Origin of the sequence: Bacillus sp. JJ722, from assembly GCF_036963345.1 — a bacterium.
GTDB lineage: Bacteria > Bacillota > Bacilli > Bacillales > DSM-1321 > Bacillus_AD.
Window position 1 is genome coordinate 1 of sequence record NZ_JBALMO010000013.1, and the last position, 21122, is coordinate 21122.

Genomic DNA, 21122 nt, shown 5'->3' on the forward strand with positions numbered 1-21122 from the left:
GTTTAGTTTTCAAAGAACACTTTGTTACCGAAGTAACTTTTATATAATATCATTTGAGTTATTTGTTGTCAATAACTTTTTTTAATATTATTTTCGTTGCTGTCAGAAGCAACTTTATTAATATATCATTTTGTTAATCGATCGTCAACTACTTTTTTAACTTTTTCTTTCTGTTTACTCTAGCAGTATGATTGCTCGTTAACAACGAATATAAATATACCATTGCACATTAGACAAAGCAATAGTTTTCTCGAAGAAACTAGTATTTTTTTTATAGAATCACTACACAAATGTTTTACTACAAAAACATTATTATTCTTTTCAATTACTTTAATGATACATTCATTAACACTATCCACATTTATACAAAGATGTAGGTTCAATCTTACTTGTTTTTAACATACAAAAGAGACAGCTCTTAAACTGTCTCTTTCAATGTACAAATTAACGATGACGCATGTATGGGAATAACAGCACATCTCGAATTGATGGTGAATTCGTTAATAGCATAACTAGACGATCGACCCCAATTCCTAATCCGCCTGTTGGTGGTAAGCCATACTCTAATGCTTCGATGAAATCTTCATCCATTTCATGAGCCTCATCATTACCTTGTTCTTTTTCTTTCATTTGTGCTTCAAAACGTTGACGTTGATCAATTGGATCATTTAATTCAGTGAAGGCATTCGCATGCTCGCGACTAACGATAAATAGCTCGAAACGATCCGTAAAGCGTGGATCTTCATCATTTTTCTTCGCTAATGGAGAGATTTCTACTGGGTGACCATAAATGAATGTTGGCTGAATAAGTTTTTCTTCAACAACTTGTTCAAAGAATTCATTCACAATATGTCCAAACTCCATATGTTCAGTAATTTCGATATTGTGTTCTTTTGCTAAACTTTGAGCTTCTTCCTTCGTCATTTCTTTCCAGAAGTCTACCCCAGTATATTGCTTAACAGCGTCTACCATGTGAAGTCTTGTCCACTTAGGTGTTAAATCAATCTTCTCTTCACCGTACTGAATAACCATGCTTCCATGAACTTCTTGAGCAATGTGAGCAATCAGATTTTCAGTTAATTCCATAATGTCGTTATAATCTGCATAAGCTTCATATAATTCGATCATCGTAAACTCAGGATTATGTCTTGTTGAAACACCTTCGTTACGGAATACACGGCCAATTTCATACACTTTCTCTAAACCACCTACAATTAGGCGCTTTAAGTGTAGTTCAATTGCAATACGCATGAATAATTCCATATCTAATGCATTATGGTGTGTTACGAATGGTCGAGCAGAAGCACCACCAGCGATTGTATGCATCATCGGCGTTTCTACTTCTAAATAGCCTTTTGAATCTAAGTAACGACGCATAGCTTGAATGATTTTACTTCTAAGAATAAACGTCTGTCTGCTCTCTTCATTTGTAATTAAATCTACATAACGTTTACGGTAACGTTCCTCTACATCTTTCAAACCATGGAATTTATCAGGAAGCGGACGTAATGCTTTTGTTAAGAATGTGAACTCTTTTACTTTAATAGATAGTTCACCTACTTGTGTTTTGAAGATCGTCCCAGCAACCCCAACGATATCTCCTAAATCGGCATGTTTGAAGTCTTCATAGCTTTCCTCACCAATTGCGTCTTTACGAACGTAAATTTGAATTTGGCCATCAAGATCTTGAATATGAGCAAAACCAGCTTTCCCTTTACCACGTTTCGTCATAATACGTCCAGCGATTATAACTTCAATATTCTTCTCTTCTAGTTCTTCTTTAGAGTATTCACCATATGTATCAAGAATTTCTTGTGAAAGGTGAGTACGATCAAATCTTTTACCAAATGGATCTTTTCCTGCATCACGTAACGCTTGCATTTTGTCACGTCTTACTTGCAATTGGTCATTTAATTCTTCATGACTCATGATAGTTCACTCCAATTTCTCTTGTCTTATATATATTTAGTCCGATAAACGAACTGTAACGTCTATTTTCCATTGTACACAAAGAACCATAGGAAAACACCTTTTTTCCATGGAAGGTCGCGTAATTGTCTCATTTATATTCAAAAAAACTGCCAGAAACAACTGGCAGTTTAGTGGATATCATAGGATATAACCATAGAAATCATACAACTTTAATAGAAGCTGCCTTTCTTTCTGTTTCCTCTACTAACCCATTTAACAAGTCAGCCATTTCAGCTCTTGTTGTGCACTCATTAATACCATCTCTTGCTTTAGCATTACCACGAATACCTTTTAAATACCAGGCTGCATGCTTTCTCATTTCACGTACTGCTACATTTTCATTCTTCAAATCAATCAAACGATCTAAATGAAGTAAGCATACGTCAATTTTCTCACGTGCTGTTGGTTCTTCAACTAGCTCACCTGTTTCTAAATATTTCACTGTGCGGTAAATCATCCAAGGGTTCCCTAGCGCAGCACGACCAATCATAACACCATCACAGCCTGTTTCATCTAACATCTTCTTCGCGTCTTGCGGTGTAACCACGTCACCATTACCGATGATTGGAATATTCGTTGCTTCCTTCACTTGGCGAATAATATCCCAATTAGATTTTCCTTCATACATTTGGTAACGAGTTCTACCATGTAGTGAAACTGCTTTTCCTCCTGCTCGCTCTACCGCTTGAGCATTTTCAACTGCGTACACATGTTCTTCATCCCAGCCCATACGCATTTTCACCGTAACTGGCTTATCTACAGCATCTGCAACCGCAGCTACCATTTCATATATTTTATTAGGATCTAACAGCCACTTTGCTCCAGCATCTACCTTTGTAATCTTCGGTACCGGACATCCCATATTAATATCAATGATGTCTGCATTCGTATTCTTATCAACGAATCGTGCCGCTTCTACTAATGATGATTTTTCTCCACCAAATATTTGTAAACTTAACGGCTTTTCTCTCTCATCTATAAAAAGCATATTCATTGTTCTTTCGTTTTTATTTACAATTCCCTTATCGCTTACCATTTCAGCACAAACAAGTCCTGCGCCAAATTCTTTAACAGTTAGGCGAAATGCAGAATTACAAACCCCAGCCATTGGGGCAAGAACAACGCGATTCTTCATTTCAATATCGCCTATTTTTAACATCAATATGTCCTCCTTTGTTAATCTGTGCGAATGAAGTTCTCAGTCCCTGAGCTACATATTGATTTTTTAATCGACAGGTTGCAATTCTTCTACCGAAATTCCTAACACATCTGCTACTTCGGTTACGAATTGATCAGTCGGCATTCTATTTCCGCGCTCTATCTCGCCAAGATATGATACAGATACCAATAGCTCTTTAGCAAAGCCCTCCTGTGTATATCCTTTTAACTTTCTAAATGCTCGAATACGTCTTCCCCATTTTTCCGCTTCCATAATCGAACTCCTTCTTTATCAGGCATACGTTCTAGTACTTCATTTAAAAATTGACCTGTTGTTGGGAGCTGGATGTTAGGTTCTACTTCCACTAATGGAATGATGACAAAAGCACGCTCGTGCATACGAGGATGTGGAACAGAAAGGCCATCTGTTTCAATATTTTCATGATTAAATAGCAAAATGTCAAGGTCTACTGTTCGCGGACCCCAACGAATTATCCTTTTTCTACCAAGTTGATTCTCAATACTTTGGCTTACAGAAAGCAATTGTTCCGCAGTATACGTCGTTTTTAATTTAACAACTATATTCAAGAAATTTCCTTGATCTGTATAACCGACAGGATCTGTTTCATAAAGAGATGAAACATCCATAACTTCAATATGTTCATTATCATGAAGAAGGCGCACAGCATCATGCAAGTACAATAGTCGATCGTCTAAATTTGAACCGAGGGATAAATAAGCAATAGATGTCATTATAATTTTCGACTCCTCATTATTTCGATAGCCACCGATTTATAATGCCCTGGTATTGGAGGATCTGGCTTAATAACCTTCACTGTACAAGTTTGTACTAAAGGAAATTGTTCTAGTATAGTTGATGCAATTTTTTCAGCCACAGCTTCTAATAGTTTATACGGTCTTCCTTCCACAATCATCTTACAAGCATTGAAAAGTTCACCATAATGAACAGAATAAGTTAATTCATCACTTTTCCCAGCCTTAGAAAGGTCAGTTTCCACCATTAAATCTACCTTAAAACGTTGGCCTAATTTTGTTTCTTCTGGAAACACACCATGATAGCCATAAAACTCCATTTCATTTACGTAGATTTTATCCATTGTATTGCCCCTTCCCAACTAATGCATCCATCATTTTAGCCATGCGAGAGATTTCTCTCACATCATGTACACGCATCATTTGGCAGCCTTTTTGAATGCCATAACAAACAGTAGCACCTGTACCTTCTAATCGTTCATTAGCTGGCAAGTCCAAAATAGCACCGATCATAGATTTTCTTGATGTAGCGAGCAATACTGGATACCCTAATCCTACAAGTGTATCCAAATTACGCATCATTTCTACATTTTGCTGTAAATCTTTTGCAAAGCCAATACCTGGATCAAGAATAATATTCTCGTCCTTCACACCAGCTTGCTTCGCTAAAGTAATACTTTCATAAATATCATAGAAAGCATCACGAGCGAAACTATCGTATTCTTGACCATGGCGATTGTGCATGATTATGAAAGGTACCTCTAGTTCCGCCGCCACACTTGCCATACGATCATCTGCTTTGCCACCCCATATATCGTTAATAATATGAGCCCCAGCTAGTATGGCTTGCTTCGCAACTTCCGCTTTATATGTATCAATTGAAATTGGCACTTGAACTTCACTTGCTATAGCTTTAATAATAGGGATAACACGTTCTAGCTCTTCTTCTACCGTTACAGGATCATGGCCCGGACGAGTAGATTCCCCACCGATATCGATAATATCCGCTCCGTCTTGCACTAACTTTTTCGCTTGAGCTACCGCTGCTTCAAAATTATTAAATCGACCACCATCAGAAAAAGAATCTGGTGTAACATTTAAAATCCCCATTATTAACGTCTTCTTACTGTAGTCAAGTTTATATGTTCCACAAGAAATAATTGTGTTGTTTGGTTGCATATTGAATCACCTAGCATTTCATAATATTATTTGACTTGTCTCTAACTGCGTTCTATATCCTTTATATTTAGAAAATAACAGATTAGTAATTGAACCTTCCGTACCTTTATAACGGGTATAATCTACTAATTGGTTCACAGCTACTATCTCCTGAATAGAATTCGTAAGAAACACTTCATCTGCTTGCAAAAGATCTTCTATAAGATAGCATCCTTCTTCTACCTTTAAGCCCTCTTTTTTCGCTATGCGTATGATTAATTGTCGTGTAATCCCTGGTAGAATTCCTGTACTAATATCCGGGGTATACAAGACACCCTGCTTCACCCAAAAAATATTTGATGTAATCGCTTCTGAAACATATCCCTCTTTCGTAAAAAAGATTCCTTCTGCCTCAGGATGATTCTTCATCTCCATTTTTGCCGCAATATTATTACCGTAATGGTGTGATTTTAATCGAACAGATGTTTCTGGTGTATTTCGCACCACCTGCAAAAGCACTGCTGACTTTTCCTGCACATATTCTGATGGTTCTTGTAGCGGACTTATAAATACCAACATGTTAGGCTTGCGATAGGGTTGGTTTGGTAAACCTACGACTCCAACACCAGCTGATACATTTATGCGAACGCGTGCATGCTTTAAACCATTTTTTATAAGAAGTTGCTGAAGAATATCCACCATTTCTTCTTTGAGGATAGTCATCTCGATAAACATTTCCTGCAAGCCACGTTGAAGTCGTTCTAAATGATCGTCTAAAAGAAAAGGATGTCCATCATAAATACGCAGCGTTTCAAATAAACCCATTCCATATAAAAAACCATGATCAAATGGAGATATCGTTACTTTCTCTTCATTCAAGTAATAACCATTTTGATAGATAATCATCTTATCACCTATTTACTGTTTGTTTTACTATAATAACGCAAAAACTGTTCCAGTTGTTCTTTCCCGTACTCAGTCATAATAGACTCAGGGTGAAATTGAACTCCCTCAATTGGCAATTCTTTATGTCTAATAGCCATAATTTCTCCTTCTTCTGTCCAAGCAGAAATTTCAAAGCAAGAAGGAAGCGTCTCTTTTTTTACAATTAAGGAATGATAGCGTGTCGCTTGAAACGGATTTGGAATACCTTGAAAGATCGTTTTACCATCATGAAATACGGGCGATGTTTTCCCGTGCATCAATCTTTCCGCTCTCACAACATCCGCTCCAAAAGCTTGTCCTATCGCTTGTTGACCAAGACATACACCGAAGATTGGTATCACACCTGCAAAATGCTCAATTACTTGTAAGCTAATACCAGCTTCATTAGGGCTGCATGGCCCAGGAGAAATCATGATAAAGCTAGGCTGCAATTCTTCAATTTCAGCTATTGTTATTTCATCATTTCGCTTTACAATAAGTTCTTGGCCCATCTCACCTAAATATTGCACTAAATTAAATGTAAATGAATCATAATTATCAATCATTAGTATCATAGTTGTTCTTCACCTTTACTTAATGCTTTCTCATCTGCTATTTCTTTCGCTCGCCAAACAGCAGCAGCTTTTTTCAAACTCTCTTTATATTCATGCTTTGGTTGCGAATCAATAACAATCCCAGCTCCCGCTTGAATATGTGCCATGCCATCTTTAGCAAATAACGTACGAATCACGATGTTCAATTCTAAATCGCCATTAAATCCTATCCAACCAATCGAACCCGTATAAACACCTCTTCTTACCGGTTCTAACTCTTCTATTATTTCCATTGTTCTCACTTTTGGTGCACCTGTAATCGTTCCACCTGGGAATGTAGCACGAATTAAATCGTATTCATCTGAAGATGCAGCCAAACTCCCTCTAACATTCGATACAATATGCATCACGTGTGAATACTTCTCAATCACCATGAACTCATTTACTTCTATAGTACCGTATTCACATACTCGGCCAAGGTCATTGCGCTCAAGGTCAACAAGCATTACATGTTCTGCTCGTTCTTTTTCATTCTGTATTAATTCATTCGCAAGCTTTTCATCTTCCATTACATCTTTTCCACGTGATCGTGTTCCAGCTATTGGTCTCGTACTTACAGCTTTTCTTTTTTTCTTTACAAGTAATTCAGGTGAACCACTCACTACTTGGAAATGAGGAGTTTGCAAATAACTCATATATGGAGATGGGTTTAACTCTCTAAGAGCAGAATAGATTTCGAATGGGTGAGCCACAAGCTGTTTTGATTGTCTAACAGAAAGGTTAACTTGGAAGATATCACCTTGTGCGATATATGCTTTTACCTTGTCAACAGCGTCTTTAAATTCCTGATCTGTCATGGAAACCTCTAAGTCTCCATCATCTTCATTCAATATTTCATACTCTAATGAGCATTCATGTGAAAGTGCCCCAATAAACTCTTGTTCCATTTCCACTAATCGATGGTGGCACTCTTCTTCCGTTCCGATTTTCATAAACCAAAGAACTTCTTCTTCGTGATCAAACATAGCCACTTCATTAAAGACAAGAAAATAAAGAATAGGCGTTTCTAAATCATCGTTTGCTAATGTAGGTAAACTCTCTATATATCGAGCATAATCATAACTGATAAACCCAATAGCTCCACCTTGAAAATCAGGCAAATCTTCACTATATTCTACTTCTCTATGCTTCATCCATTGCTTCATACTAAGAAGCGGATCGCCTAAGAAATTCTCAACTTGGCCTTCCTGTTGCACAATTAATCGATCATGGTAACCTTCTATGACCGCAGTGGCATTAATCCCACAAATGGAGTATTTGCCCCCTCTACCGCTTTCTAAAATAATATGATAGTCCTTTTTATATGATAAAACCTTATACGCATTAAAAAAATCTTCTTTTTTGAAGGGAATTTTCCTACTAAATACTTGTCGCATCTACATATTCACTCCTAATATAAACCTTCAATCTTTTTTCACTCTCTTAGTGTACTATGCCCTAGATTATTTGCATAATAAAAAAAGCACCCATGAAATGGATGCTTTTATACAATCATTATTCAAAGTTATACAATGGCGTACTTAAGTAGCGTTCTCCGTTACTAGGAAGGATAGCTAATACTTTCTTACCTTTCCCTAATTGCTTCGCTACTTGAAGAGCAGCTAAAATTGCAGCACCCGATGAAATTCCACCTAGAATACCTTCTTCTTTCGCGGCACGACGAGCATATTCAAATGCTGCTTCATTTTGTATAGGAATAATTTCATCATAAATTTGTGTATTTAAAATATCTGGTACGAAGCCTGCTCCAATTCCTTGGATTTTATGAGGACCTGGTTTTCCACCTGCTAAAACTGGAGAGTCAGATGGTTCCACTGCGATAATTTTGATATTCGGATATGCTTCTCGTAGCACTTCACCTGCTCCAGTAATCGTTCCACCTGTTCCTACCCCAGAAATGAAAGCATCTAATTGCTCATCACCGAACTGAGCAACGATTTCTTTTCCGGTAGTTTGTCTGTGTACTTCTGGATTTGCTTCATTTTTAAATTGTTGTGGTACAAAATAGCCTTGTTCTTTTGCAAGTTCTTCCGCTTTACGAATCGCTCCACCCATTCCCTCAGGACCTGGAGTTAAAACAAGTTCAGCTCCATAAGCACGTAAAAGATTTCTACGTTCAATACTCATTGTTTCAGGCATTACCAAGACTGCTTTATATCCTTTTGCCGCTGCAATCATAGCAAGACCGATTCCAGTATTACCACTTGTAGGCTCAATCAGAGTTGAACCTGGCTTTAATTCACCACTCGCTTCTGCTGCTTCGATCATAGCTAAAGCAATACGGTCTTTCACGCTACTTCCTGGATTCATATATTCAAGCTTTACATAAACATCTGCACTATTTTCATCTACTAAACGGTTTAATTTAACGATTGGTGTTTGACCCACTAATTCTGCTACTGAATTTGCGATTTTACTCATTTCATCCACCCCTAATTCCGAGTATTTGTATTGGTATTATTAAGTTAACATACATAAACATTTTTTGTCAATCAATTCACGCCTAATTATATGTAAAATTCTCATTCTTTTTCTCTATACCTCTTTTTTAATTAGAAAAAACCAAAAGAGCTTAATTTACATATTAAGCTCTTTTCACTCTTTCTTATCATACTGCCATTGTACATCTGATTCTGCCCATAGATTCTCGGCGGATACGGAACCATTCATCTCTTCTAATGCCAATTGACGCTTTAACATACTCTTTACTTCTTTATAGGAATATGTTTTACGCTTTAGACGATCATGAAGATATATGATTGCATATCCATCTTCCATTTTGATAGGTTTACTAAACGTACCCTCTTTCATATCAGCAGCCTTTTCTCTATAAGCCTTCGGATATCTTTTATGATTCTTGGTAATATAACCAATATCACCTTTTTGTTGTGCTGACAATTCATCAAGTGATTTCTCCATCGCCAACACTTTAAAGGAGGCACCATCTTGTAATTCTTTGTATATTTGTTTCGCTTCTTTTTTCTTCTTTACAACAATATGCGAAAGATGATAAGCAGCTGGAAGTTTATAAGAATCTTTATTTTGCTCATACGCAGCCTCTAGTTCTTCATCAGGTATTTCTATATTATGAACTAATAGCTTTTCAAGTAAGATCTTATTTTTAATTTGCTCTTTCCACTCTTTTCCACTTTGTAGATATTGTTGATCATAAGAACCATACTGTGTATTAATAAAGTGAAGTTCTCGGTTGAGCTCTTTTTCTGAAACTGTAATATTGTACCGTTCGGCTGTTTGCTTGATGACCTCGTCATCAATTAAATCCTTCAACACTTCATTACCGTAACGCTGCTCAAGCTCATCTATTAATTGTTGACGCTTAATTGTTACTTTTCCAACCGTAGCTACATCCTCAGAAACATCATTAGAGCTAAAAACGCCTGTCGAAAAAAGAATGGTTACAACATTTATTACAAGTAGTGCTGCAATAATAGTAAGTAACTGCTTCTTCGATAAGGGGAATTTATCCCACTTTAGTTCGCGTCTTTTTCTAATTGTTCTAGCTCCTCTTTTGAGAAATGATATTTTTCATTACAAAAATGGCAATTTGCTTCAGCTTGGCCTTCTTCTTCAATAATGCTTCGTATTTCTTCTTTACCTAAACTAATCAATGCATTTTCAATACGTTCTTTTGAGCATTGACACTCGAAAGAAACTGGCATTTTCTCAAGAATTTTCACATTTCCTTTACCCAGTAACTCTTCTAGAATATCTTCTGGAGTTAAACCTGATTGAATAAGCTTAGAAATTGGCGGAATTGTTTTCAATCTTTCTTCAATCGCAACAATAGTTTCTTCGCTTGTTCCTGGTAATAATTGAAGAATAAATCCACCTGCAGCTTGAATTGAATTATCAGGATTTACTAGTACACCTACACCTACTGATGATGGAACCTGTTCAGATGTTACTAAATAATACGTAAAGTCATCACCAATTTCCCCTGAAATAATCGGTGTTTGACCAGTAAAATAATCTCGTAATCCTATATCCTTTACGATGCTCAGCATACCGTCTGTTCCAACAGCTCTTCGAACATCTAACTTACCATGTTCATTTAAATCGAAATGCGTTTGTGGGTTTGTTACATATCCTCGCACTTCCCCCTTGGCATTACTATCCACTAGAATAGTACCAATTGGTCCGCCACCTTCGATTTTGATTGTAAGTTTTTCTTCACCCTTTAGCATAGCACCTAGCATTACACCGGCTGTCATTGTACGCCCAAGTGCTGCCGATGCAGTTGGCCACGTATTATGACGACGCTGTGCTTCCCCAATTGTTTCAGTTGTAGATACTGCGTATGCTCTTACTTGTCCATCAAAACCTAATGCTTTAACTAAATAATCTTTCATATATTATAATGCCCCTATTCTTAGACGTACTTTTTGACTTGATCTTTGTTGCGTTGATAAATTAACTTTAAGCCTGTTAAAGTCAGGAATGGATCAACAATATCAATAATATTCGACTCGCTAGCAATAAGCGAAGACAAACCACCTGTAGCGATAACAGTTGGCTCTACTTTGCTTTCAGCTTTCATTCTTGATACGATTCCTTCTACCTGTCCAACATATCCATACAAAATGCCAGCTTGCATTGCAGCAACCGTACTCTTTCCGACAATTCCTTCTGGTTTTACAATTTCAATTCGTGGTAACTTTGCAGCCTTTGAATAAAGAGCTTCTGTCGAAATACCAATACCAGGTGCAATAGCTCCTCCCATATATTGTTTCTTTTCATTCACATAACAATACGTTGTAGCCGTACCAAAATCCACAATAATTAAAGGACCATCATATTGATGAATAGCTGCTACTGCATTAACAATGCGGTCAGCCCCAACTTCTCGAGGATTATCATATTTTATATTTAAACCTGTTTTAATTCCTGGTCCAACAATTAGAGGACTAGATTTAAAATATTTCTTACACATACGTTCAAGAGCAGCCATGATTGGAGGAACAACTGAAGAAATAATGATTCCATCAAAATCATGAAACGTCAAATCGACATGTTTCAATAGCTGTTTGATTAGCATTCCATACTCATCTTCTGTTTTATTGCGACTAGTTTCTATACGCCAATGATGTTTTAATTCTTCTTTCTCATATACACCTAATACGGTATTTGTATTTCCTACATCTAGTACAAATATCATTGTTCTCACCACTTTTACCAAATTCATTGTCACACCTTCACATCATACCATAATTACTATAAAACCGTTAAACAGAAATGTCGAAATACGCCGATTCATCAAACATAATCTCAGTCACTTTTTCTGCGAACTCCTAGCCATTGGTTTTAAAAGAAAGGTGCTGAACTGTATTTTTATCTTTAAAAAAAGCGGCCCTACTAATAGGACCGCTCATTTTCATACATTATTTTTTTTCATCAGTTGAAGAAGGATCTTCAGTACGTTCTTCTTGAACTGGAGGCGTAACTTCATCCTCACGTTGTTCCTTAATTTCAGGAGTATTCGTTTGTTCAGAAGAAGTTTCTACTGACTCGTTTTCTTCTTTCTTACTACCGATTGTAACTTTTACATCACCAGAAGATTCAAGCTTACCATTTAGCGTTGTGTACGTACGCTCTGGTAACTTACCATGGTCACATAAATGCTTAATTTGATCAGCATCTAATGTTTCAATTTCTAGTAATGTGTTTGCAATAAGATCTAACTTATCACGATTTTCTGTCAAAATCACTTTCGCTCTCTCATACGATTCTTTAATGATTCGTTGAATTTCTAAATCAATATCGTATGCAATCGCATCTGAGTAATTTTGATCATTATTGAAATCGCGACCTAAGAATACTTGACCACCTTGAGCAGAACCAAATTGAAGAGGTCCAAGTTTATCACTCATACCATATTCAGTAACCATACTACGAGCAATACCTGTCGCACGTTGGAAGTCATTATGAGCACCAGTACTTACTTCACCGAACACAATTTCTTCAGCTACACGACCACCGAGTAAACCGACGATCTTATCTAGTAATTCTGGTTTTGTCATGAAGAAACGATCTTCTTTCGGTAGCATAACTGCATATCCACCAGCTTGACCACGAGGAACAATCGTTACCTTATGAACTGTTTCTGCCTCATCTAAAACAACGCCAATTACTGTATGACCTGCTTCGTGGAAAGCAACAATGTTACGTTCTTTCTTAGAAATAACACGGTTCTTCTTAGCTGGTCCAGCAATAACACGGTCTGTAGCTTCATCGATATCAGCCATATCGATTTTCTTTTTATTTTGACGCGCAGCAACTAAAGCCGCTTCATTTAATAAGTTTTCTAAATCAGCACCCGAGAATCCAGGTGTTCTTTGAGCGATTGCTTTCAGATCCACACTTTCATCAAAAGGCTTATTACGAGCATGTACTTTAAGTACAGCTTCACGACCTTTAACATCTGGACGACCTACAGTAATCTGACGGTCGAAACGTCCTGGACGTAATAATGCCGGGTCAAGAATGTCCGGACGGTTAGTTGCAGCGATAATGATAATACCTTCATTAACACCGAATCCATCCATCTCAACTAGCAATTGGTTAAGTGTTTGTTCACGCTCATCGTGTCCACCACCAAGACCTGCACCACGTTGACGACCTACTGCATCAATTTCATCGATAAAGATGATACACGGAGCATTCTTCTTCGCGTTCTCGAATAAGTCACGAACACGAGATGCACCGACACCGACAAACATTTCAACGAAGTCCGAACCTGAAATAGAGAAGAACGGAACGCCGGCTTCACCTGCAACAGCTCTAGCAAGTAATGTTTTACCAGTACCAGGAGGTCCAACTAATAGAACTCCTTTCGGAATGCGTGCTCCAACCTCTGAGAACTTACGAGGGTCTTTCAAGAATTCTACTACTTCAACTAGTTCTTGTTTCTCTTCATCCGCTCCTGCTACATCGTTGAAGCGGACTTTTTTCTTCTCATCATTATAAAGCTTAGCTTTACTTTTACCGAAGTTCATTACACGACCACCGCCGCCTTGAGCTTGGTTTAATAAGAAGAAGAACAGAATGAACATGATCACAAGTGGAATTATGCTTGTAAAGAATGTAACCCAACCACTTGTTTCTTTAGCTTTAATCGTTTTGACTTCAGTGTTATTCTTATCAGCTAACTCATACATTTGAGTCATTGTTTTATCACTGTTGACCACGTAGGTTAAGAAAAACTCACCCTTCTTATATCCTTCCAATTGACCTTGAACAGCATAAACGCCTGCCTCAGGCTGTAAGGTAAAAGTAGTGATTTCCCCATCCTCCAAGTACTTGAAAAATTGGTCTTGAGTGAATGTTTTATTCGCTTCGTTATTGTTGGTGAAAATGCTCACAATACCAATAATGACCAACAATATTAATAAATAAAAAATGGTATTACGGAAGATCCGATTCATTCCTTACCTCCTCCCACAGTCACAACTAAATAAAATATTACCATAGTAAAACACAATATTACAATAAATTAACATTTAAATAGACTGTACTTTTATAGCTGCTTTATTAGCTTAGTTTTGGTAAATTTCAGGCTTTAATACACCAATATACGGTAGGTTGCGGTATCTTTCCGCAAAATCTAGTCCGTAACCAACCACGAATGCATCTGGTACAATAAATCCTACATAGTCAGCCTTAATGTCCACTTTTCTGCCAGTAGGTTTATCTAATAATGTAACGATTTTGATGCTTTTCGCTTTTCTATAACGGAATAACTCAACTAAATAACTTAGCGTTAAACCACTATCAATAATATCTTCGACAATTAAGATATCTCTTCCTTCTACTGAAGTATTTAAATCTTTTACAATTTTCACTTCACCAGAAGAAACTGTTGAATTACCATAGCTTGAAACATCCATAAAGTCCATTTCTAAATGAGCATCCACTCTTTTAAATAAATCTGCCATAAATGGCATTGCGCCTTTTAAGACACCAATCGCCAAAGGAAATTTATCACGATACTCTTCCGCTAGTTGATTTCCCAACTCGAGAATCTTCTTTTGTATTTCTTCTTCACTAATTAATACTTCTTCAATTTCATTGTGCAAGCTCATTAACTGCTTTCCTCCTAGAAGAACGAATTCTACACGTATTTTAATGTAATGAAAGACTTATTTACCCCTACCGCTTCTTTGTTAGATTTTTTCAATCCAGGAATCCAAATAATATCTCGATTTTCATCCTCCACAATGGGCCACGATTCTCTTTCTGTTAAAGGTATTTTTTCGTCGATAAAAATATCTTTAACCTTTTTCGATCCATTTAAGCCTTTTAATCTTATACGATCGCCATTTTTTCGTGTTCTGACTGTTAAAGGTAACCTTACCTCTTCTGGATTAATAATGAAAGTATTATTACTTACGTCATCATTTCCTTCTATATAATACGCTCGTATTTTACCACCATTTGGAAGTAATGTGTCTCCTGGGATATGTAAAGTAAAGGAATAAGGTTCTTGCACCTTTTCATCAAATAAAAATGTACAATAGTCATAAGACTTTTTGACTTTTAAACCTGCTGGTAAATGGATTTCACCGGATGAATGAGAATTTTGAATAAGCCTTAAAACTGCTTCAAGATGAGCTGCGGATAATTCTTCGTGTCTTTCAAAATAAAGATAGTTTAATATTAGTTGAATAGCTCTTCTTTGTAAAGGCTTAGACACCTCAAGAAACGCGCTAATTTGAATCTTTGAGAAGTTTTCATCTTTTACCCAAAAAGATTCTAACTTTTCTTTGGCGAGTAATTGTAAATAAGCTTCATCCTCTAGCAATTCTTCACTAAATCGTTGAAAATGCTCATGAGTATTTGAATTCTCCTTCTGAAGAAAAGGCAGAACATTTAATCGAAATCGATTACGAGCATATACCGGTTTCTCATTGCTATAATCTATTCGTGGTTTTAAACAGTTATGTTGACAATATGCATCAATGTCAGCTCTACTTGACCATAAGAACGGACGAATCACAGTAAATGCATCAAATTTTCTTCGATATGCAATTCCTGCTCTAGCTTCGCCAGTAGCTCCCCTCGTTAATCTCATAAGGATTGTTTCAATTTGATCATCACCATGATGTCCCGTCACAAGCTTATGTATATTATGCTTCTCCATCACTTCTTCAAAGAATCGATATCTTACTTCTCTAGCTGCTATTTGCGATGATTTACCTGTCTTTTCGATATACTCCGGTACGTCTAATCTTGCTCCTTCAAAGGTCAGTTGCAACTCATCGCATACTTGCTTCACAAATAGAAAATCTTCAAATGATTCTTGCCCCCTGAACATATGATCTACGTGTGCAACAATCAGCTTCAATTCGTACTTTTCTTGAATACTATGTAAAAAGTGAAGCAGAGCCAACGAATCAGGTCCACCTGAAACCCCTACTAATAGAGCATCACCTCTCTCGATGAGATGATATTTATCAATTGCATACATTGCTTTTTTTTCAAGCATTGAAAACGCCCTCTTACTCATAGCTATTTATTACCTTTATGAACTACTACAAAAAGTTATATCTATTATTGTACTGTATCAAATATCTTTTTCCAAAAGAAAAGCAAAAAAAATCATGGTTTTTACCCAACTATTAGTGTGTACAAATATAGTCCATATAAACAACAAACAATAACAAGTAAAAAAATCGTTTCCCCTATGCTACTTTTTCTAGATTTTTTAGGGCGATGTGCTCGCATCTGATTTCTTGTAGCCCTTTGGCTTTTGTTATTTCTTTGTGGCGATTGTATTTGAGCGATCCTTAATATGTCATTTCGCATTTCCTCTGCACTCACATAACTTCCCGATATCGCATTTTGTAAAACCTTTTTATACGGCACTAATTCTTTAGTGTTACGAATAACATCTAATAATTGATTGGAACTCTTGACGCTTTTATTAAAGCGGTGCGGATAATAAGCGTTGATCCAAACCATCGCTACTGAAAACAAATCATAAGAAGGTTCGGCTTTTCGTGAACCTGCTCCCCAATAACCCCTATCAAAAAACTCCGTAAATTCCTTTACTGAACGTCCAATATTTGTTGTTCCACCAACATCTACACATCTAACTTGATAAGATGGTAATGTGACAATTAAATTTTCAGGTTTTAAATCACCAAAAATCCATCCACTCTTATGTAATTGATCAAGGCTTGATAACAACTGAAGTAACAAAATCACAACCCAATGTTTCCCTTTCGTTTCCACAAACAGTAAAAATTCCTGCCCTTCAATATACTCCATAACATAAAATGTCAATGTATCTTGTCCTCTTACTAAATCATCTCCGTGGAACAAATAAGGTCCGAGGGAAGACCCTTGGACCTTGGAGAAGGACTTCAAGACATTCATTTCCGAGGCAATAGCGGCATAATTATCACTGATTTTCAATGCCACTGATTGTCCATCGTATTGGGCAAGATAGACTATTCCATTGGCACCAGCTCCTAATTGCTTCACAATTTTATAGCTGTGTTTGTGCCATTTCCCTGTGATAACCGTCCCTGGAACTAGACTACATCGACTCTTCATAGTACTGTTCATCATCAGACAGTAAACCTCTTAAAGTACGTCTTTTGCCAAAATAACGAATAGCTTCACTTAAAGCTGGACCAGTTGGTGTAATTCCTCGCGGTGTTAATTTATCGAAAACTTTTGTTAATGAATCAAGCTTTGGCGTCCAATCAAGCAATTTAGAAACATCGCTCTTTTTCCCGGGAAATACAAATACGGAGAATTTATTATTTCCAATTCGAGCATTTAAACTGATGGATAAATCAATTAAAGATTCTTTTACTGTAGGGATTTTGTGCTTCATACTTGCACTCGTATCTACAAGCACCAACACTTCTAAATTGGAAGTTTCACTAATTTCGTCAACAACTTCAATGACTTCTCCACGCTTATCTGGAGGTAAGTCCTCAATTGAAGTAGAGCGTCCTAAAATTTGTTTTAGTTCTTTATTTACCACCCCTTGAATAGTCGTTGTCATTGCTTTACGGGTAACCATTTGCACCGTTTGTGATAGTGCGTGTGCATAGACAATCTGACTAACTCCTCCTCCAGCGGCCGCAATCGCTTCAATTTCCTGTATACCACTCTCATCAATTGTATCGTTTTCCATTACTCCTATCACATTCACTGTGATTCCTTGTTCTCTTGCAAATGCAGCCATAGCTGCGGGATCTTCACCTTTATTTGAACAACCATCGGTGATTAATAGAATTTGCTTCAATGTACTAACTTGCATAGCAATCTCCCTTCCCGGCTAAATTTAGTATCATCATCGCCGAGAATAAGAAGAAATATACTATTTTATTGCGCCTTTTTTCGCATGGATGAAACAGGAATTGAAGACCATCTCGGTGTGTTATGTTTCACCTTCGCAACAACAACCGTCATATCATCTCCAATCTCTCCTCTCGTTCTAATTACTTCTTCTAAAATTAAATCAGCTACCGCTTGCGGATCATCGGTTTTCAATTCTTTAATTTTTCGTTTCATCCAAAACTCAGCATTTTCAACGTACATTGGACCCTCAAAAATCCCATCACTCATCATGATTAGTAAATCTTCTGCTTTTAATTGTTCACTAACTACATCAACATCAATTTCATTCATAAACCCTATAGGTAAATTACTAGACTCTATTTGAAACACCTTATCGCCTCGTTTCACAAAGCTAGGTGTGGAGCATATTTTTAAGAATCTGGCTTTCGCATCATGTAAATCAATCATAGCCAAATCAAGGGTAGAAAATATTTCATCGGTTGTTCTTAGCGATAAAATAGAATTCACTGATTTAATCGCTACCTTCTCTTCGATACCTAACAATAAGATTTTCTGTAATAACTGTAGTGTTTCCATACTTTCAATGTGGGCTCTTTCACCATTTCCCATTCCGTCGCTGATCGCTACGGCATATTTTCCTCTTCCAATTTCCATAGTGGTATAGCTATCACCTGAAATTAAACCTCCATTCTTTGCCGCATGGGCAATTCCAGTTTCGATTACATACTTCTTCGCGGATCGAAAATTTGCGAAGCAAGATCCTTTTTGTGTCTCACAATCTTCTGCTGCTACGACAATTGTTTCGCCTAGAATATCCGATAACATCGGAGCAATTAATTTCTCACACTCACCTCTCTCCTGGTAATAAGGAATCGTCATATCGATATCAATATTTCCTTTTTCCAAGTTATAGATTTCTACATTGTTTATTTGAACGCCAAAATTACTGATTGACTCTAGAATTTGCTCCTCCTGAATATAATGGTTCTGCCTTTCTCTTTGAATTTCTTGTGCGAAGTCTTCCATAACTTCTGAAACTCCTCGCAATTGCTCTGCAACTAACCGTCTGCTATCTTTCACTTGTTTTTTCAATCTTTGGTTTGCCTGATAATAAGATAATTCTTGAGAAATAGCATCAATTACTCGTTTATGTCTTAACGTACAGTGTTGGGCCCAATCTTTTTCCGTTTTTACAGAAAGTTGACGATCATTCAACGCCAATTCTGTCATTATCCCTTTCATCCCTTCATAAGTAGTTTGAAAATCTCTCGCCCAACAAGCTTCTTTTTTAGGACATGTTTGACATGTTTTTTCCGTTACATTACTTAAAAAGTAATCAAATTCTCGTACAGGATCCTCCTCCTTATCTATCTCATCAATTTGTAAGAAACTATTAGACAATGCCTCAAAGACATTGGAAAATTGCGCAACTCGTTGCGCTGTTATATCTCTCATTTTCCTCATATATTTCTGTTGTTCATTCGAATATTCAGACGTACCCGGTATATGCTTGGCTAATTTATCAATTATTGAAACTGGCGTTAATAATAATAGAAAAATAGCACCTAAAGATTCATAAACAGTAATCATTAAGCTCGTATTGCCCTCACCATACAAACCTAATAAAACCGTCGCTATTAAAAGACCCACCGCCACACCAATCTTTTTCCCCTCTTTTAATAGCCCTCCTAGTAATCCCGCGAAAGCTAATAGACTCATTTGATATAAAGTTGCCACACTAGCCAAACTAAATATGAGTCCTGTTACTACGCCTACGGTTGAACCAATAGCAGCCCCTGCTGATAATGCAAAAATAAGTACTAAATAGCGAGAAATCATATGTTCAATAGATAAATCATATATAGTCCATCCAATTGTCCCTGTCATAACAGATGCCATTAAGATAATGACACTTACTATTTCTTCCGTCTTTAATGAATGGGTTCTTGGTTTAAATGATATGAGCGGTATACATTGGATAAAAATCATCGTTAATATACAAGCTAGACTCGCTTCTATTAAAATCATCATGCCGTCATACATTAATAACTTACTGTGAGTCAAATAATGGGCGGTTAGATTCGTTACTCCTAATGAAAGAAATACGTAAAACGAAACGACCTTAAATTGTTTTGCTAAGGAGGGCTCCCTTGCCTTGTATAACAGCATGAAGAATACTGCAGCTGCACTAATGATCACAGCATTCATCATTTGTACAGTTAGAGCGCCAACTAGTAATCCTATTAATGCGTAAGGTGCACGATTTTTTCTTAATAGATATACCGAAGCAAAGAACGGCAATGCAAAAGGAGCTAATTGAGATAGAATTAAAGCTCGTCCTAATAAGAATCCTATTAAAGCTAGTAATAATCCTTGATGAATCAAAATATCTTCTATTTTCTTTTGAAACGATACAACCCATTTTTTCGCATTCTCCTGAGCATAGTGTAAAGGCATATCTGACACGGGCTCAATCATACTTCTATTAATTCTTTCCATAACAACCACTCCCAACAATATTATTTCTAGTGATTTTTATTATAGTTAGTAGAGTTATGTTTTTTTGTCGTAATGTAGGCTCTTTACAAAAGAAATGTTCGACGGATTTCTAGAAATTAAGGCAAGTACGTACACAATTAGAAGTCATCCATTCCCTATTAGAGGAAAAGGTATAAAAGAAATAACGAATTTTAGCTTTTTTTACAAAATAAAAATCAGAAAAATAATTCTTTTGATTTTTCGTTGACAAAAAATCAATTTCTATGTAAGATAAATCTTGTGCTTCTCAAGTAGAGGACATGCAAATATGAATATGGCGGTGTAGCTCAGCTGGCTAGAGCATTCGGTTCATACCCGAAAGGTCGTGGGTTCGACTCCCTCCGCCGCTACCAATTTCATATACATATGGCCCGTTGGTCAAGCGGTTAAGACACCGCCCTTTCACGGCGGTAACACGGGTTCGAATCCCGTACGGGTCATAACAAAAAGACATCCAAAAGCTAGACTTTTGGGTGTCTTTTTTTCGTTGTTTATCCAATACATAAAGTGAAACTTTAATAGATGGAGATTTTCGTCCATCCCAGACCTATTATTAGTTGAAGCAATCGGGTTCTTACTAGCGTTTAATCTCCCACTTTAACGTCTTCGCTTTTACTTTCGTTTTGAAGTGGGAGTCTTAGCGCCACAGTT

19 protein-coding genes and 2 tRNA genes are annotated in these 21122 nt (G+C 36.8%); 2 read left to right on the forward strand and 19 right to left on the reverse strand.

Annotated features, from left to right (window positions below):
• Positions 1 to 444: 444 nt before the first annotated feature.
• The 19 genes from lysS to spoIIE all read right to left on the reverse strand — a co-directional run bounded on the left by lysS (position 445) and on the right by spoIIE (position 20432).
• A complete protein-coding gene (gene lysS / locus V7014_RS02170; protein WP_335503727.1) occupies positions 445 to 1929 on the reverse strand; it encodes a lysine--tRNA ligase in 1485 nt (494 codons plus the stop codon).
• Positions 1930 to 2131: 202 nt separating this feature from the next.
• Positions 2132 to 3130, reverse strand: a complete 999-nt coding sequence (gene dusB / locus V7014_RS02175; RefSeq protein ID WP_335503730.1) for a tRNA dihydrouridine synthase DusB — start codon at positions 3128 to 3130, stop codon at positions 2132 to 2134.
• Positions 3131 to 3196: 66 nt separating this feature from the next.
• Positions 3197 to 3403 carry a helix-turn-helix domain-containing protein gene (locus V7014_RS02180; protein ID WP_335503732.1) on the reverse strand — a complete coding sequence of 69 codons (207 nt, stop codon included), beginning with the start codon at positions 3401 to 3403 and terminating at the stop codon, positions 3197 to 3199.
• Positions 3355 to 3882 (reverse strand): 2-amino-4-hydroxy-6-hydroxymethyldihydropteridine diphosphokinase, encoded by a 528-nt coding sequence (gene folK, locus V7014_RS02185; protein ID WP_335503735.1) that lies wholly within the window; start codon positions 3880 to 3882, stop codon positions 3355 to 3357. Before folK ends, V7014_RS02180 begins: the two co-directional genes overlap by 49 nt.
• Entirely contained in the window at positions 3882 to 4247 is a 366-nt protein-coding gene (gene folB / locus V7014_RS02190; protein WP_335503737.1) for a dihydroneopterin aldolase, read from the reverse strand. The genes folK and folB overlap by 1 nt, the downstream gene beginning before the upstream one ends.
• On the reverse strand, positions 4240 to 5082 hold the full coding sequence (folP, locus tag V7014_RS02195; protein ID WP_335503739.1) for a dihydropteroate synthase: 843 nt from the start codon (positions 5080 to 5082) through the stop codon (positions 4240 to 4242). Before folP ends, folB begins: the two co-directional genes overlap by 8 nt.
• Positions 5083 to 5100: 18 nt before the next feature.
• Positions 5101 to 5967: an aminodeoxychorismate lyase gene (gene pabC, locus V7014_RS02200; protein ID WP_335503742.1), complete on the reverse strand. Its 867-nt coding sequence runs from the start codon at positions 5965 to 5967 to the stop codon at positions 5101 to 5103.
• Between the two features lie 8 nt (positions 5968 to 5975).
• Positions 5976 to 6560 carry an aminodeoxychorismate/anthranilate synthase component II gene (pabA, locus tag V7014_RS02205; protein WP_335503744.1) on the reverse strand — a complete coding sequence of 195 codons (585 nt, stop codon included), beginning with the start codon at positions 6558 to 6560 and terminating at the stop codon, positions 5976 to 5978.
• Positions 6557 to 7975 (reverse strand): aminodeoxychorismate synthase, component I, encoded by a 1419-nt coding sequence (gene pabB, locus V7014_RS02210; RefSeq protein ID WP_335503745.1) that lies wholly within the window; start codon positions 7973 to 7975, stop codon positions 6557 to 6559. Before pabB ends, pabA begins: the two co-directional genes overlap by 4 nt.
• A gap of 118 nt (positions 7976 to 8093) precedes the next feature.
• On the reverse strand, positions 8094 to 9020 hold the full coding sequence (gene cysK / locus V7014_RS02215; protein WP_335503747.1) for a cysteine synthase A: 927 nt from the start codon (positions 9018 to 9020) through the stop codon (positions 8094 to 8096).
• A 174-nt stretch (positions 9021 to 9194) separates the two neighbouring features.
• Positions 9195 to 9890, reverse strand: coding sequence for a peptidyl-prolyl cis-trans isomerase (locus V7014_RS02220; protein WP_335503748.1), 696 nt, complete (start codon positions 9888 to 9890; stop codon positions 9195 to 9197).
• Between the two features lie 200 nt (positions 9891 to 10090).
• Complete coding sequence (hslO, locus tag V7014_RS02225) at positions 10091 to 10969, reverse strand: Hsp33 family molecular chaperone HslO (protein WP_335503750.1); 879 nt, start codon at positions 10967 to 10969, stop codon at positions 10091 to 10093.
• Between the two features lie 20 nt (positions 10970 to 10989).
• Entirely contained in the window at positions 10990 to 11775 is a 786-nt protein-coding gene (locus V7014_RS02230) for a type III pantothenate kinase (RefSeq protein WP_335503752.1), read from the reverse strand.
• A gap of 223 nt (positions 11776 to 11998) precedes the next feature.
• Positions 11999 to 14041, reverse strand: a complete 2043-nt coding sequence (gene ftsH, locus V7014_RS02235; RefSeq protein WP_335503754.1) for an ATP-dependent zinc metalloprotease FtsH — start codon at positions 14039 to 14041, stop codon at positions 11999 to 12001.
• A 111-nt stretch (positions 14042 to 14152) separates the two neighbouring features.
• Complete coding sequence (gene hpt / locus V7014_RS02240; RefSeq protein WP_335503757.1) at positions 14153 to 14698, reverse strand: hypoxanthine phosphoribosyltransferase; 546 nt, start codon at positions 14696 to 14698, stop codon at positions 14153 to 14155.
• 29 nt (positions 14699 to 14727) lie between these two features.
• Positions 14728 to 16101 carry a tRNA lysidine(34) synthetase TilS gene (gene tilS, locus V7014_RS02245; protein WP_335503759.1) on the reverse strand — a complete coding sequence of 458 codons (1374 nt, stop codon included), beginning with the start codon at positions 16099 to 16101 and terminating at the stop codon, positions 14728 to 14730.
• Between the two features lie 122 nt (positions 16102 to 16223).
• A complete protein-coding gene (locus V7014_RS02250; protein WP_335503761.1) occupies positions 16224 to 17189 on the reverse strand; it encodes a serine/threonine-protein kinase in 966 nt (321 codons plus the stop codon).
• The gene (locus V7014_RS02255; protein WP_335503763.1) at positions 17158 to 17892 is read right to left on the reverse strand and encodes a vWA domain-containing protein; all 735 of its coding nucleotides are present in this window, start codon (positions 17890 to 17892) and stop codon (positions 17158 to 17160) included. Before V7014_RS02255 ends, V7014_RS02250 begins: the two co-directional genes overlap by 32 nt.
• A 65-nt stretch (positions 17893 to 17957) precedes the next feature.
• Positions 17958 to 20432, reverse strand: a complete 2475-nt coding sequence (gene spoIIE, locus V7014_RS02260; RefSeq protein ID WP_335503765.1) for a stage II sporulation protein E — start codon at positions 20430 to 20432, stop codon at positions 17958 to 17960.
• 315 nt (positions 20433 to 20747) lie between these two features.
• Between spoIIE and V7014_RS02265 the strand changes: the two genes are divergently transcribed.
• Together V7014_RS02265 and V7014_RS02270 are read left to right on the forward strand one after the other, a co-directional pair.
• Positions 20748 to 20824, forward strand: a tRNA-Met gene (locus V7014_RS02265).
• 15 nt (positions 20825 to 20839) lie between these two features.
• Positions 20840 to 20911, forward strand: a tRNA-Glu gene (locus V7014_RS02270).
• The last annotated feature ends 211 nt before the right edge of the window (positions 20912 to 21122 follow it).

Coding starts and splice junctions, on each gene's coding strand:
- hpt (WP_335503757.1), bottom strand. CDS start 14,698: ATGAGCTTGCACAATGAAATTGAAGAAGTATTAATTAGTGAAGAAGAA.
- V7014_RS02180 (WP_335503732.1), bottom strand. CDS start 3,403: ATGGAAGCGGAAAAATGGGGAAGACGTATTCGAGCATTTAGAAAGTTA.
- hslO (WP_335503750.1), bottom strand. CDS start 10,969: ATGAAAGATTATTTAGTTAAAGCATTAGGTTTTGATGGACAAGTAAGA.
- lysS (WP_335503727.1), bottom strand. CDS start 1,929: ATGAGTCATGAAGAATTAAATGACCAATTGCAAGTAAGACGTGACAAA.
- pabA (WP_335503744.1), bottom strand. CDS start 6,560: ATGATACTAATGATTGATAATTATGATTCATTTACATTTAATTTAGTG.
- pabC (WP_335503742.1), bottom strand. CDS start 5,967: ATGATTATCTATCAAAATGGTTATTACTTGAATGAAGAGAAAGTAACG.
- tilS (WP_335503759.1), bottom strand. CDS start 16,101: ATGCTTGAAAAAAAAGCAATGTATGCAATTGATAAATATCATCTCATC.
- dusB (WP_335503730.1), bottom strand. CDS start 3,130: ATGTTAAAAATAGGCGATATTGAAATGAAGAATCGCGTTGTTCTTGCC.
- V7014_RS02230 (WP_335503752.1), bottom strand. CDS start 11,775: ATGATATTTGTACTAGATGTAGGAAATACAAATACCGTATTAGGTGTA.
- pabB (WP_335503745.1), bottom strand. CDS start 7,975: ATGCGACAAGTATTTAGTAGGAAAATTCCCTTCAAAAAAGAAGATTTT.
- folK (WP_335503735.1), bottom strand. CDS start 3,882: ATGACATCTATTGCTTATTTATCCCTCGGTTCAAATTTAGACGATCGA.
- V7014_RS02255 (WP_335503763.1), bottom strand. CDS start 17,892: ATGCAAGTTAGTACATTGAAGCAAATTCTATTAATCACCGATGGTTGT.
- spoIIE (WP_335503765.1), bottom strand. CDS start 20,432: ATGGAAAGAATTAATAGAAGTATGATTGAGCCCGTGTCAGATATGCCT.
- folP (WP_335503739.1), bottom strand. CDS start 5,082: ATGCAACCAAACAACACAATTATTTCTTGTGGAACATATAAACTTGAC.
- cysK (WP_335503747.1), bottom strand. CDS start 9,020: ATGAGTAAAATCGCAAATTCAGTAGCAGAATTAGTGGGTCAAACACCA.
- folB (WP_335503737.1), bottom strand. CDS start 4,247: ATGGATAAAATCTACGTAAATGAAATGGAGTTTTATGGCTATCATGGT.
- ftsH (WP_335503754.1), bottom strand. CDS start 14,041: ATGAATCGGATCTTCCGTAATACCATTTTTTATTTATTAATATTGTTG.
- V7014_RS02250 (WP_335503761.1), bottom strand. CDS start 17,189: ATGATGAACAGTACTATGAAGAGTCGATGTAGTCTAGTTCCAGGGACG.